Origin of the sequence: Streptomyces sp. NPDC053560 (assembly GCF_044544605.1) — a bacterium.
GTDB lineage: Bacteria > Actinomycetota > Actinomycetes > Streptomycetales > Streptomycetaceae > Streptomyces.
The window spans coordinates 367,279-379,508 of record NZ_JBITXI010000010.1; the positions used below are offsets into that span (position 1 = coordinate 367,279).

A 12,230-nucleotide genomic window follows, 5' to 3' on the forward strand; every position below is an offset into this window, starting at 1 on the left:
CCTCGTGGGAGGCGGGTCCGCGACCCCGGAAGGCCCGCGATGACCTCCTCCGCCGACACCCCCGGTGCGATAACCGAGCAGCAGCCGCCCCTCCCGCCCGTGCTCGCCGAGGTCGTCCGCTCCGGCTTCGTCGAGGGCGTGCACCGCGGCTCGCTGGTCGTCCTGGCCGCGGACGGCAGCGTGGACCTGGCTTTGGGCGATGTGGCAGCGCCGGTCTTCCCGCGCTCCACGAACAAGCCGATGCAGGCCACAGCGATCCTCCGCGCGGGCCTGGACCTCTCCGGCGAGCGCCTGGCCCTGGCTGCCGCCAGCCACTCCGGGGAAAGCTTTCACCTCGATCTCGTGCAGAAGATGCTCGCCGAGTACGACCTCGCCCCCGAGCAGCTGCAGACCCCGCCCGACCTGCCGCTCGACCCGGCCGAGGCGGAGAACTACCTGGCCGCCGGCAAGGTCCGCGACCCGCTGACCATGAACTGCTCCGGCAAGCACACCGCGATGCTCGCCGCCTGCGCCGCCAACGGCTGGCCCCTGGAGAACTACCTCGACCAGCACCACCCGCTCCAGCGGCTGGTCCTGGAGGCCGTACGGGACGCGAGCGGCGAGGCCGTCGACCACATCGGCACCGACGGCTGCGGCGCGCCCCTGATGGCCCTCTCGCTGACCGGCCTGGCACGCGCGTACCGGCACTTCGTCCTGGCCGCGCCCGGCACGCCCGAGCGCCGGGTGGCGGACGCGATGCGCGCCCACCCGGAGTACGTCGCGGGCACCCGCCGCCCCGACACCTGGCTGATGCGGGAGATCCCCGGCGTGCTGTCGAAGATGGGCGCCGAGGCCGTTCAGGCGCTGGCGCTGCCCGACGGCCGCGCGCTCGCCTTCAAGATCGACGACGGTGCGACCCGCACGCTCGGCCCGATACTCGCCCGCACGCTGCGTCTCATGGGCGTCGACGCCCCGGTCCTCGACCGCATCGCGGACGTCCCGCTGCTGGGCGGCGCCGAGCGCGTGGGCGAGATCCGGGCGGCGGCCTTCTGAATCAGCGGCCGGCGCGCTGACGTTCGTGCCCCCGCGGCACGGCATTAATCCGGGCGACAACCTGTCAGGACGGTGGCTAGCGTACGCACATGAGCGTTGAGGTGCGCGCGGTCGACGAGGCGGAGTTCACCGGCTGGATGGAGGCGGTGGCCACCGGCTTCACCCGGCCGCCGGGGACACTGACCAAGGAAGAGCTCGAATTCCGCCGCGGCGGCGCCGACTTCGCCCGTCTGCAGGGCGGTTTCGACGACGGGCAGTGCGTCGCGACCTTCCGCAGCTTCGCGCAGGAGCTGACCGTCGTAGGCGGCGCCCGGGTGCCGGCCGACGCCGTGAGCCAGGTGACCGTCTCGCCCACGCACCGCCGCCGCGGCCTGCTCAGCCGGATGATCGAGCGGGACCTGGCCGCGGCGCGCGAGCGCGGCGAGGCGGTGGCCACGCTGGTCGCCGCGGAGTACCCGATCTACGGGCGGTACGGCTTCGGGCCCGCCACCCACTTCACCGAGTGGCGCATCGACGTGGCCCGCGCCCAGCTCGGCTCCGGCCGCCCGGGGGCGGAGAGCGGCGGCCGGGTGGAATTCGTGAGCCCCGCCGAAGTCCGCGCCCTCGGCCCGGTCCTGCACGACCGCTTCCGGGCACAGCAGCACGGCGCCGTCTCGCGCGACGCACGCTGGTGGCAGCTCGCGACCGGCGAGGTCCAGTGGCCGGCGCTGGAATGGAAGGACCCCTTCCATGCCGTGTACCGGTCGGCGTCCGGCGAGGTCGACGGCCTGGTCACGTACACCTGTGACGACCGCTGGGAGCAGAAGCAGCCCGAGCAGACCGCCTACGTCAGAAAGCTGATCGCGGTCAGTCCGGAGGCCGAGCGCGCCCTGTGGCACTTCCTGTGCTCGATCGACTGGGTGTGGCACGTACGGACCGGGGAGCGCCCACCGGACGACACCCTGCCGCTGCTGCTCGGCGACCCGCGCGCCGCGAACATCGAGGAGCACGCCGACTACCTGTGGATCCGCCCGCTGGACGTGCCACGCCTGCTGGCGGCGCGGACGTACGCGGTACCGGGCTCCCTGGTGCTGGAGGTGGCCGATACGGCCGGTTACGCCGCCGGCCGGTACCACCTCGACGCCGGGCCCGAGGGCGCCACGTGTACGTCCACGACACGCTCCGCCGACCTCACCCTGGACGTACGCGACCTGGCCTCGCTGTACCTGGGCGACGAGTCGGCCACGCGGCTCGCGGCGCTCGGCCGGATCCAGGAGGACCGGGCGGGCGCGCTGGCCACCGCGGACGTGCTGCTGCGGGCCGCGCGGCGGCCCTGGTGCCCGGACATGTTCTGAGGCGTCCTGCCGCCGACTCGCCGACCACGGCCCTGGCCTGCATAAAGTGGCGGGTGCAAGCGCACACCACGAGAGCAGGAGGCCGACAGCATGAGCGAGACGACCCCAGGCGCGCAGGGGCCCGAGTCGATCGAGCACGCGCACGACCCCGAGGTGCTGCAGCTGGCGGCCAAGGTCTTCGACCTGGCCCGGCGGGGCGACACCGACACCGTCGCCGCATACGTGGACGCGGGGGTGCCCGCCAACCTCACCAACGAGAAGGGCGATTCGCTCGTCATGCTGGCCGCGTACCACGGCCACGAAGCGACCGTCGCAGCCCTGCTCCAGCGCGGCGCGGACGCCGACCGGCCCAACGAGCGCGGCCAGACCCCGATCGCGGGCGCCGTCTTCAAGGGCGAGGACGCCGTCGTACGGCTCCTCCTCAGCCACGGCGCCGACCCGCACGCGGGCACGCCGTCGGCGGTCGAGACTGCCCGCATGTTCGAGAAGAAGGAGCTGCTCCAGCTGTTCGGCGAGGGCTGAACGACGGCCCCGGGGGCGGATGTACGACAGCCGCCCCTCCGGGGGCCGCTGCGCCTCCGGTACGGCACCCCGATCACGATCACGCTTGACCTCAAGTTTTATTGAGGTCCTAGCGTCGTCTCTGCATTCGCCACCACACCTCATTCCAGAGAGGCATGTTCATGTCTGCAGAGACGCTCCACCTCGCCGTCATCGTCGCCAGCACCCGGGAGGGCCGGTTCGCGCCCGTCGTCGCGGACTGGTTCACCGGGCACGCGGCGGCCCGCCCCGACCTCGGAGTGGACGTCCTGGACCTCGCCGAGATCCAGCCGTACGCGCTGCGCGGCGGGCCCGACGCGGAGGCGTTCGCCAAGCGCGTCGACGCGGCGGACGCCTTCGTCGTGATCACCCCGGAGTACAACCACTCCTTCCCCGCCCCGCTCAAGCACGCCATCGACCTGCTGCACGCGGAGTGGCAGGCCAAGCCCGTCGGCTTCGTCTCCTACGGCGGGATCTCCGGCGGCCTGCGCGCCGTGGAGCAACTGCGCCTGGTCTTCGCCGAACTGCACGCCACGACGGTGCGCGAGACGGTCAGCCTCCCGATGGCCGGGCAGCTCTTCGACGGCCGGGGCCGGCTGCACGCCCCGGAGGGCCCGGACCGCGCGGCCGCCGTCCTGCTCGACCAGCTGACCTGGTGGGCCCACGCCCTGCGCGACGCCCGACTGGCCCGGCCCTACGGGAGCTGAGGGGCGGACCGGCGCCTGGCGGGGGCGTGCAGGGCCGCGGCAGACACCGGCCGCCGCGGACCGACTAGCGGTCGCCGCAGGCCGACTAGCGGCCCTCGCAGGCCGGCTAGCGGTCCTCGCAGAATGGCTACCGGTCGTCGTCCGGGATCACCCGGTCCACCAGGGCGGCGATCAGCCCGTCCGTCTCCTCGCCCGGCACCACACCCGGCAAGGTGAGCTGCTCCAGCATCAGCCCCGTCATCGCGAGGTACATCAGCATCACCGCCGTACGGTCCCCCGGCAGCCCGCCCTCCTCATGGAAGCGGATGTCGTCCTCCAATACGCCCCGCAGGGTGGCGGTCAGCTCCGCGCGCAGTTCGGGCCGCCGGGTGGCCTCCAGGCGCAGCTCCAGCATCGCGAGGTAGCCGGTGCGGTTCGCGGTCACCCTGCGGTTGATCCAGCCCATCAGCTCGGTCACCAGCTCACGTCCGTGCGGCGCCTTCATGACCTCGGTGACCTCGTCCGGGTCCGGCGCGATGCGCTGATGGATCTGCCCCGTGACCTGCGCGAGCAACGCGTCCCTGCTGGCGAAGTAGTTGGAGGCGGTGCCCTTCGGCACGGCCGCCTCCGCGTCCACGGCGCGGAACGTCAGGCCGCGCGCACCGTCCCGCGCCAGTACCTCGATCGCCGCGTCCACCAGTGCCGTACGCCGCTCCGGATTGCGTACCACCGGGCACCCTCCTCGCAATTCCCTTGCAACCACTACACCCAACGTACTACAACTAGAGTACTTTGAGTCACTACAAGCAGAGTGGTTGGCGGCATCGTGCCACCGACCGGGAGGGAACCGCATGCGCTTCGAAAAGCTCGGTATCGCCGTACTCAGCGACGACACGGCCGCCAGCAGCCGCTTCTACACCGACCACTTCGGCTTCACCCAGGTCGCCGACCTCGGCTGGTACGTCAGCCTGCACCACCCCGAACACCCCGCGTACGTCCTCGACTTCGTGCAGCGCGGCCACGAGAGCATGCCGGCGGGCTTCCGCACCCAGGACACGGCGGGCCTCTGCCTCGCCTTCCTCGTCGCGGACGCGGCAGCCGAGGAAGCCGCACTGCGCGCCCGCGGCGTACGCATCACCGAGCCGCTGCGCGACGAACCCTGGGGCCAGCGCCGCTTCAACCTCGAAAGCCCGGAGGGCATCCTCATCGAAGTCCTCCAGACCATCGAGCCGGACCGGGAATGGCTGGCGGCGAATGGGGGGTGAGGCGCCGGCTTGGAGGGCGAGACATTCCCCGACGCTGCCCCTCGGGGCCCCTCCCCCCCCCGCCCCCACCCCTCCCCCATGCAATCCCTCAGGTCGGCGACCCAACCCCCGTCGGCCACCCGCGACTCACTGCTTCGGTTCGTCGCCGGGAGGCGCGGGCGGGCGGCTCCACAGGCGCTCCATCTCGCGGCGGTCGCGCTTGGTCGGGCGGCCCGCGCCCCGGTCGCGGACCGGGACCTGCAGGGCCGTCTCGCGCGGGGGCGGGGGCGGGCTGTTGTCGACGTAGCACTCGACCGCGACCGGCGCGCCGACTCGCTTCTTCACGAGCCGTTTCACGACCACTATCCGCTCGCGTCCGGCGTGCCGCAGCCGGACCTCGTCGCCGGTCCGCACACCGTGCGCCGCCTTCACGCGCTCGCCGTTGACCCGCACGTGTCCGCCCCGGCAGGCCGTGGCCGCCGCCGACCTCGTCTTCATGAGCCGCACGGACCAGATCCAGCTGTCGATCCGCACGCTCCCCTCGTCCTCACTCATGTCCCCGACTTTACGGCGGCACGGCGAATGGCGCGGGAGCCTGTGGAAAACCTCAGCGGTTGACGAAGGCCAGGCTCGACTCGTCGTAGCGGGTGCCGGCGACCGCGTCGGCCGGGGCGACGGCGTCGATGGCGGCCAGCTCGTCGGCGGACAGCCCGACGGCGACCGCGGCGACGTTCTCCAGCAGGTACTTCTCGCGGCGCGTGCCCGGGATCGGCACCACGTCGGCGCCCCGGTGCTGCACCCAGGCCAGTGCCAGCTGCCCGGCGGTGACGCCCTTTTCCACAGCCAGTTCGTCCAGCTTCTCGACGATGGCGAGGTTGCGCTCCAGGTTGCCGTCGGCGAAGCGCGGCTGGGTACGGCGTACGTCGCCCTCCGCCATTCCCTCCACGGACGTGTACCGGCCAGTGAGGAAGCCGCGGCCGAGCGGCGAGAACGGCACGATGCCGACGCCCAGCTCCCGGCAGACCGGCGCGATCTCCTGCTCCAGGTCGCGCGTCCACAGCGACCACTCGCTCTGCAGCGCGGCGATCGGGTGCACCGCGTGCGCCCGCCGGATCGTCGCGGCGCTCGCCTCGGAGAGGCCGAGGTGCCGCACCTTGCCCGCCGCGACCAGCTCCGCCATCGCCCCGACGGTCTCCTCGATCGGCACTTCGGGGTCGACGCGGTGCTGGTAGTACAGGTCGATGTGGTCGACGCCGAGTCGGCGCAGCGAGGCGTCGCAGGCCTGGCGTACGTACGCGGCATCGCCCCGGATCGCGGTCGGCTCGCCGAGCTTGTTGGCGAAGCCGAACTTGGTGGCGATCACCGCCCGGTCGCGGCGGTCGGCGACGGCCCGCCCGACGAGCTCCTCGTTGTGCCCGGCCCCGTAGAAGTCGGAGGTGTCCAGGAGAGAGACGCCGAGGTCGAGGGCGCGGTGGATGGTCGCGATCGACTGCGCGTCGTCCGAAGCGCCGTACCCGTGACTCATCCCCATGCAGCCCAGCCCCTGGGCCGAGACGGTCAGATCGCCGAGCTGCCGAGTAGGAATGCCGGTCATGCGTAACCTCCTGGAAGTGCCCCGTCCCCCGTGGGCGAGGACCGTGTCGGGCTCACGTCAGGGACGGTAGGAGTTGGAGCGCACTCCAAGTCAAACCCCTTGGGGGGAGGGGAAGTCGGTCTGCCCTCTACCCGACTCGCGCGCCTCGGAAGGCAGCGCGCGTCGTCACTCCGGTTTGCGGGCCTCGAAGAGGGAGCGGGTGGAGTGGGCGGTGAACGGCCCCTCGGCGCGGATCTTTTCATGGAGGTCGCGGAGCCGGTCGCGGTACTGCTCGACGGTGAATCCGGGCACCATCCAGATCACCTTGCGCAGGAAGTAGACGACCGCGCCGATGTCGCGGAACTCCATGGGCAGCCGCTCGAACCGCAGGTCGGTGATCTCCAGCCCGGCCGCCTCGGCCGCCGCGCGCTCGTCGTCGGGGTGGCGCCCCCGCCGGGCCTCGGGCTGCGGCCCGAGGAAGTATTCGATGAGTTCGAAGACGCTCTCGTGTGCCACGTGCTGCGCGAAGTACGTGCCGCCGGGGCGCAGTACGCGGGCGATCTCCGCCCACCAGATCGTTGCCGGGTGCCGGCTCGTCACCAGGTCGAACGCGCCGTCGGCGAAGGGCAGCGGCGGCTCGTCCGGGTCGGCGACGACGACCGCGCCGAGCGGGTGCAGCAGCCGGGTGGCCTTGGTGACGTTCGGCGGCCAGGACTCGGTGGCGACCATCACGGGAGGCAGCTTCGGCGCCCCGGCGAGCACCTCGCCCCCGCCGGTCTGGATGTCCAGCGCGGCCGACGCGCCGGCCAGCCGCTCGCCCATCAGTCGCTGATATCCCCACGAGGGCCGTGCCTCTGTCGCCCGTCCGTCCAGCCAGGAGAAGTCCCAGCCGGCCACGGACACCTCCGCAGCCTCGGCCACCAGATCGTCAAAACCGCGCTCCATCCCCGCATCCTCGCGCCGCTCCCGATCGGCGGCAAACGATTTCCGCCCGCGTGCCCGTGCCGACCATGACGTCGACCAAGCGCCCGGCGCGCCCGGCCGCGCATGACACGGAACACTTTTGCTAGCGGCTGCTTGCAAAAGTTAGCGAACGGAGGCACGATCGGGGACATGGCATCACTCAACGTCGGCAATCTCGGGGAGTTCCTGCGGGAGCAGCGGCGCAACGCGCAGCTGAGCCTCCGGCAGCTCGCCGATGCCGCCGGGGTGTCCAACCCGTACCTCAGCCAGATCGAACGCGGTCTGCGCAAGCCGAGCGCGGAGATCCTGCAGCAGCTGGCGAAGGCCCTGCGGATCTCGGCCGAGACGCTGTACGTCCAGGCGGGGATCCTCGACGAACGACGGGACCCGGACGGCCTGGAAGTGCACAGCGCGATCCTGACCGATCCGGCTCTGAACGAGAAGCAGAAGCAGGTGCTGCTGCAGATCTACGAGTCGTTCCGCAAGGAGAACGGCTACAGCTCGGACGTCGCACGCGCCGAGGGGCTGGACCTCGACCGGCCCGCGCCGGAAGGCGAACAAGGCGGCGACGACGAGCGGCAAGGCGGTACGGGCAAGGGCAAGAAGGGCACCCGTGGGGCCGACGGCGAACCGCACGCCACCTGAGCAATCCGATTCCAGGAGGAAGAACGGCATGGCCATCACCGACGACATCGTCAAGAAGGTGACCGACCCCACCCCCCTGTACGCCCTGGCCGGCACCGCGGATCTCGCGAGCGAGAAGCTCAAGGAGGTGCCGGGGCTGGTGGAGCGGCTCCGCGCCGAGGCGCCCAAGCGCTTCGAAGAGGTGCGCTCCACCGAGGCCAAGGCCGTGCAGGACCGCGTGTCCAAGCAGGCCAAGGAGGCCCAGGACAAGTTCTACGAGCTGCTCGGCTCCCTGGACACCGACCTGAAGAAGATCCGCGAGCAGGCCCAGGACCTCGCGCTGCAGGGCGTCGGCCGGGCGGCGGAGTACGCCGTCAAGGCCCGCGAGACCTACGACGAGCTGGCCGAGCGCGGGCAGCGCGCCGTGCAGACCTGGCGCGGTGAGGTCGCCGAGGAGGTCGAGGACCTCGCGGTCGCGATCGAGCCGGAGCCCAGGACGGAGCCGAAGCCGACCGGGGCCAAGGCCGCGGAGACCAAGCCGGCCGCGGTCAAGAGCGAGCCGGCGAAGGCCGGGGAGAGCAAGCCGGCCGCCGCCAAGGCCGGTACGGAGGCCAAGCCGGCGCCGGCGAAGAAGACGACGCCGACGGCGCCCGCCGCCCGCAAGACCACGACGGCGAAGAAGACCACGCCGCCGTCGAAGTGAGCGACGGACCAACGGAGCGGGCCGGGCACGCTGGACGTGCCCGGCCCGTTCTACCGGTACGGTGACGGGGACAGTCCGACAGTCAACGGGTGGTGGAACGGCGTGCTGATCCAGGGGTTCAACAATCTGCTGTGGCTGCTTTCGCTGGCCATGCTGGTCTTCAGCGGGTTCGCGTTCATCGATTCCGCCATCCGCCGCGAGGACGCCTACCGCGCCGCCGACAAGAAGACGAAGCCGTTCTGGCTGATCATTCTGGGCCTGGCGACGCTGGTGAACGTACTCTTCGGGATCATGTCGTTCCTGCCGATCATCGGGCTGATCGCGACGATCGTGTACATGGTCGACGTCCGGCCCGCGCTCAAGCAGGTCTCCGGCGGCGGCAAGGGCCCGCGCCGCGGCGGCTCCAGCTCCGACGGCCCGTACGGCCCGTGGAACGGCGGCCGCTGAGGCCCTGAGGGGACCCGACCGGTCAGGCCCCTGACGGGCCGGCCCCGGCGGTCAGCCCCAGGCCTCCCCGCGGTTCAGCAGCAGCACCGCGAGGTCGTCGGTCAGCTCGCCGCCGTTGAGGTCGCGCACTTCCGTGACGGCGGCGTCGAGCAGCGCCTCCCCGCGCAGCCCCGCGGCCATCTTGGCGGCGACCAGGTCGACCATGCCGTCCTGGCCGAGGCGCTGGTTGCCGTCCCCGATCCGGCCCTCGATCAGGCCGTCGGTGTACATCAGCAGGCTCCAGGCGCCGCCCAGCGTCACCTGGTGGCGCGGCCAGCGGGCGCGCGGCAGCAGGCCGAGCGCGGGGCCGCCGCTCTCGAACGGCAGCAGGCGCGGCGCGCGGCCGGCCCTGGCCAGCAGCGGTGCCGGATGGCCCGCCATGCAGACCCCGGCGTTCCGCCCGTCCGGCGCGATGTCCACGGTGCACAGCGTCGCGAAGATCTCGTCGTTGTCCCGCTCGTTCTCCAGCACCCGCTGCAGGGTGGAGAGCAGTTCGTCGCCGCACAGGCCCGCGAAGGTCAGCGCGCGCCAGGCGATGCGGAGTTCGACGCCGAGGGCCGCCTCGTCGGGGCCGTGCCCGCAGACGTCACCGATCATGGCGTGAACTGTTCCGTCCGGTGTGCGGACGGTGTCGTAGAAGTCGCCGCCGAGCAGGGCGCGGCTGCGCCCGGGCCGGTACCGGGCCGCGAAGCGCAGGTCGGAGCCGTCCAGCAGCGGCGTGGGCAGCAGCCCGCGCTCCAGCCGGGCGTTCTCCTGGGCGCGCAGCCGGGACTCGGTGAGCTGGCGCTGCGCGAGGTCGGCGCGCTTGCGTTCCACGGCGTAGCGCACGACCCGGCTGAGCACCCTGGCGTCGAGCTGGTCGCGGGGGAGGTAGTCCTGGGCGCCGACGCGTACCGCCTCGGCGCCGCGCTCCGCGTCCGCCTCCGCCGTCAGCGCGAGGACGGCGTGGCGCGGGGCGAGCCGCAGGACCGCGCGCAGCGGCTCCAGCTCGTCCGGCGTGCCGGTCTCGTCGGCCTCGGCGCGGCTCTCCCGGTCGCCGGGCTCCCGCGCTTCCTGGCTCGGCATGGCCGCCAGGTCGAGCAGGACGCAGTGCACGTCGTCGGTGAGCAGTCGCTGGGCCTCGGTGAGGTTGCGGGCGGTGCGGACCCGGACCTTGTGGCCCTGGCCGTCGGACATCTCGGGGACGGAGCTGGTCGGGTCGTCGCCGATCACCAGCAGGGTCAGCCCGTGGCTGCCGTTCCCGGCCGCGGCCGGGCTCAGGGAATCCGCGGGGCCGGGGGCCGGGGCGGTGGGCTCGGTGTCCGCCGGGGCGGCGCCGTCGTGCGGGCGCGCGGCGTCCCCCTGCGCCGGGCGCGCGGGCTCGGGCGCGCCGTTCAGCGGGCCTGCCGCCTGGGGCAGCACGGCCGTGCGCTCACGCGGACCGGGTACGGACATGTCCTCTGTTTCCTTCCCTCCCCCCGAGGGTGCGGCGGCGGTGACCGACCGGCGCACCACCGTGCCCGGTTCCGCGCCGCTCATTGGTCGGTACGAGCGGTGCGCCACCGGGCACTGGAAGGCGACCTTAGCGCCAGTACGGGCCCGTACGGAATGGCGTACAGCACGCCGCCAGGGGCATATACCGGGGTGGGGAAGCGTTTTGGCCCTCCCCGGGAGAAATGCGGAATGACGAACATCACCCCCGGGCACACGCTGGGCTACCGGACAGTGACGGGGTTGTTTCGGCCGGATGCCGGAATCGCCGGGCGGCCACGGCACGCACGCACCGCGATACGGCGCGTCGACTCAGCCCTTCGCGTCCGGCCGTACGACGCCCAGAATCCGCATGGAACCGGCCCCCGCGATCGTCACCTGCCGGCCGGGCCGCGGGGCGTGCACGATCGCCCCGTCGCCGAGGTACATCCCCACGTGGCTGGCGTCCTCGTGATAGATGATCAGATCACCGGGGCGCATGTCGTCGATGTCGATACGGCGCAGCTGCCGCCACTGTTCCTGCGAGGTACGCGGAATGGTCCGGCCGGCCGCTTCCCATGCCCGCATGGTGAGTCCGGAGCAGTCGAAGGTGTCCGGGCCCTCCGCGCCCCATACGTAATTCTTGCCGATCTGCGCGGTGGCATAGGAAATGGCCTTTTTCCCCTGTGCGGAGGCGTCCCCGCCGATCTCCCGCAGAATTCCGGAGTCCAGCCATTTCGTCTGCGCACGGTGAGCCCGGTCCTCTTCCAGCTTCTTCAGCCGCTCCTTTTCCTCGGCCTTCAGCTGTGACTCGATCCGTTCGGCGGCGTCGATCTTCTTCTCGATGTCCTTCTTCGCCGCGGCCTTCTTCTTGCGTTCCTTCTCCAGCCTGTCCCAGCGTTCGGAGGCGTCCTGCGCGTAGCCCTGCAGGTCGTCCTCGGTCCGCGCCAGTTGCCCCAGTACGGTCCGGACCGCGTGCTGCCCCTTGCGGGCGAGCGTGGCGTTGTCGAGGAACCCCTCCGGGTCCCTGTTCAGCATCAGCTTCGCCTCGGCGGGCAGCCCGCCGCCCCGGTACTGCGCGCTGGCCAGCGAGCCGGCCCGCTTCTTGAGCTGCTTGCGCCGCTCCTGGGTGCTGACGATGTCCTTCGCCAGCTTCACGATCTCCTTCTGCTGGCGCTCGACCTGCTCCTTGGCGCCGTTGTAGGCGTCGGTGGCCCGCTCGGCACGGCGGTAGAGGTCGTCGATGCGCTTGCGTACATCCTCCAGGTCCCGCTTGCCGTCGGGGGCCGGATCGGCGTACGCCGCCGGGGCCGCGCCCACCAGGACGCCCGCCACGCACAGCACCACGGCCGCGCGGGCCGCCGCCGCGCCTCGTCCCACGTTCCGCCGTTCCACCGGGCTCATGGGCCACCTCCGGTCACTCGCCGTACGCGTCGTCGGGCGCGAGCGCACCGCCCTGGGGCGGGCCTCAGGCGCGGATGCTGCCATACCGGTCGGTAATACAGAAGAGCAGTGCACTGCTTCTTCCGGGAGATCACCGCCCGGCCCGGTGCGGAGCGGGCAATACCGGCCGCACCCGTCCGACGGCCGAGGTTC

At 72.1% G+C, this 12,230-nt stretch carries 14 protein-coding genes; 8 read left to right on the plus strand and 6 right to left on the minus strand.

Annotated elements, in window-relative coordinates:
- The first annotated feature begins 39 nt into the window (after positions 1-39).
- From ACIGQF_RS25455 to ACIGQF_RS25470, 4 genes are all read left to right on the plus strand, one after another.
- A complete protein-coding gene (locus ACIGQF_RS25455; protein ID WP_399714340.1) occupies positions 40-1,032 on the plus strand; it encodes an asparaginase in 993 nt (330 codons plus the stop codon).
- 89 nt (positions 1,033-1,121) lie between these two features.
- Positions 1,122-2,366, plus strand: a complete 1,245-nt coding sequence (locus ACIGQF_RS25460) for a GNAT family N-acetyltransferase (protein ID WP_399714342.1) — start codon at positions 1,122-1,124, stop codon at positions 2,364-2,366.
- A 90-nt stretch (positions 2,367-2,456) separates the two neighbouring features.
- Positions 2,457-2,888, plus strand: a complete 432-nt coding sequence (locus ACIGQF_RS25465; protein WP_399714344.1) for an ankyrin repeat domain-containing protein — start codon at positions 2,457-2,459, stop codon at positions 2,886-2,888.
- 161 nt (positions 2,889-3,049) lie between these two features.
- Entirely contained in the window at positions 3,050-3,613 is a 564-nt protein-coding gene (locus ACIGQF_RS25470; RefSeq protein ID WP_399714346.1) for an NADPH-dependent FMN reductase, read from the plus strand.
- 127 nt (positions 3,614-3,740) lie between these two features.
- Here ACIGQF_RS25470 and ACIGQF_RS25475 read toward each other — a convergent pair whose 3' ends face one another.
- Entirely contained in the window at positions 3,741-4,322 is a 582-nt protein-coding gene (locus tag ACIGQF_RS25475) for a TetR/AcrR family transcriptional regulator (RefSeq protein WP_399714349.1), read from the minus strand.
- A 121-nt stretch (positions 4,323-4,443) separates the two neighbouring features.
- Between ACIGQF_RS25475 and ACIGQF_RS25480 the strand changes: the two genes are divergently transcribed.
- Positions 4,444-4,857 carry a VOC family protein gene (locus ACIGQF_RS25480; protein ID WP_399714352.1) on the plus strand — a complete coding sequence of 138 codons (414 nt, stop codon included), beginning with the start codon at positions 4,444-4,446 and terminating at the stop codon, positions 4,855-4,857.
- A gap of 126 nt (positions 4,858-4,983) precedes the next feature.
- Here ACIGQF_RS25480 and ACIGQF_RS25485 read toward each other — a convergent pair whose 3' ends face one another.
- The 3 genes from ACIGQF_RS25485 to ACIGQF_RS25495 form a co-directional block, all read right to left on the minus strand.
- A complete protein-coding gene (locus ACIGQF_RS25485) occupies positions 4,984-5,391 on the minus strand; it encodes an RNA-binding S4 domain-containing protein (RefSeq protein ID WP_399714354.1) in 408 nt (135 codons plus the stop codon).
- Between the two features lie 52 nt (positions 5,392-5,443).
- Positions 5,444-6,430, minus strand: a complete 987-nt coding sequence (locus ACIGQF_RS25490; protein ID WP_399714358.1) for an aldo/keto reductase — start codon at positions 6,428-6,430, stop codon at positions 5,444-5,446.
- Positions 6,431-6,595: 165 nt separating this feature from the next.
- The gene (locus ACIGQF_RS25495; RefSeq protein ID WP_399714360.1) at positions 6,596-7,354 is read right to left on the minus strand and encodes a class I SAM-dependent methyltransferase; all 759 of its coding nucleotides are present in this window, start codon (positions 7,352-7,354) and stop codon (positions 6,596-6,598) included.
- 168 nt (positions 7,355-7,522) lie between these two features.
- Here ACIGQF_RS25495 and ACIGQF_RS25500 point away from each other — a divergent pair, with 168 nt between their 5' ends.
- The 3 genes from ACIGQF_RS25500 to ACIGQF_RS25510 all read left to right on the plus strand — a co-directional run bounded on the left by ACIGQF_RS25500 (position 7,523) and on the right by ACIGQF_RS25510 (position 9,146).
- On the plus strand, positions 7,523-8,017 hold the full coding sequence (locus tag ACIGQF_RS25500; protein WP_399714362.1) for a helix-turn-helix domain-containing protein: 495 nt from the start codon (positions 7,523-7,525) through the stop codon (positions 8,015-8,017).
- 28 nt (positions 8,018-8,045) lie between these two features.
- Entirely contained in the window at positions 8,046-8,699 is a 654-nt protein-coding gene (locus ACIGQF_RS25505) for a hypothetical protein (RefSeq protein WP_399714364.1), read from the plus strand.
- Between the two features lie 102 nt (positions 8,700-8,801).
- A complete protein-coding gene (locus ACIGQF_RS25510; RefSeq protein ID WP_399714367.1) occupies positions 8,802-9,146 on the plus strand; it encodes a DUF2516 family protein in 345 nt (114 codons plus the stop codon).
- Positions 9,147-9,197: 51 nt separating this feature from the next.
- On the opposite strand, the gene ACIGQF_RS25515 is transcribed toward ACIGQF_RS25510, so the two are convergent.
- Together ACIGQF_RS25515 and ACIGQF_RS25520 are read right to left on the minus strand one after the other, a co-directional pair.
- Positions 9,198-10,619: a PP2C family protein-serine/threonine phosphatase gene (locus ACIGQF_RS25515; RefSeq protein ID WP_399714370.1), complete on the minus strand. Its 1,422-nt coding sequence runs from the start codon at positions 10,617-10,619 to the stop codon at positions 9,198-9,200.
- A 348-nt stretch (positions 10,620-10,967) separates the two neighbouring features.
- Entirely contained in the window at positions 10,968-12,038 is a 1,071-nt protein-coding gene (locus tag ACIGQF_RS25520; RefSeq protein WP_399714373.1) for an NlpC/P60 family protein, read from the minus strand.
- Between the last annotated feature and the right edge of the window lie 192 nt (positions 12,039-12,230).

Bases quoted from the DNA above. Each gene is read 5' to 3' on its own strand.
- ACIGQF_RS25480 (WP_399714352.1), top strand. From the start codon at position 4,444: ATGCGCTTCGAAAAGCTCGGTATCGCCGTACTCAGCGACGACACGGCC.
- ACIGQF_RS25520 (WP_399714373.1), bottom strand. From the start codon at position 12,038: ATGAGCCCGGTGGAACGGCGGAACGTGGGACGAGGCGCGGCGGCGGCC.
- ACIGQF_RS25455 (WP_399714340.1), top strand. From the start codon at position 40: ATGACCTCCTCCGCCGACACCCCCGGTGCGATAACCGAGCAGCAGCCG.
- ACIGQF_RS25495 (WP_399714360.1), bottom strand. From the start codon at position 7,354: ATGGAGCGCGGTTTTGACGATCTGGTGGCCGAGGCTGCGGAGGTGTCC.
- ACIGQF_RS25500 (WP_399714362.1), top strand. From the start codon at position 7,523: ATGGCATCACTCAACGTCGGCAATCTCGGGGAGTTCCTGCGGGAGCAG.
- ACIGQF_RS25465 (WP_399714344.1), top strand. From the start codon at position 2,457: ATGAGCGAGACGACCCCAGGCGCGCAGGGGCCCGAGTCGATCGAGCAC.
- ACIGQF_RS25490 (WP_399714358.1), bottom strand. From the start codon at position 6,430: ATGACCGGCATTCCTACTCGGCAGCTCGGCGATCTGACCGTCTCGGCC.
- ACIGQF_RS25505 (WP_399714364.1), top strand. From the start codon at position 8,046: ATGGCCATCACCGACGACATCGTCAAGAAGGTGACCGACCCCACCCCC.
- ACIGQF_RS25460 (WP_399714342.1), top strand. From the start codon at position 1,122: ATGAGCGTTGAGGTGCGCGCGGTCGACGAGGCGGAGTTCACCGGCTGG.
- ACIGQF_RS25485 (WP_399714354.1), bottom strand. From the start codon at position 5,391: ATGAGTGAGGACGAGGGGAGCGTGCGGATCGACAGCTGGATCTGGTCC.
- ACIGQF_RS25515 (WP_399714370.1), bottom strand. From the start codon at position 10,619: ATGTCCGTACCCGGTCCGCGTGAGCGCACGGCCGTGCTGCCCCAGGCG.
- ACIGQF_RS25470 (WP_399714346.1), top strand. From the start codon at position 3,050: ATGTCTGCAGAGACGCTCCACCTCGCCGTCATCGTCGCCAGCACCCGG.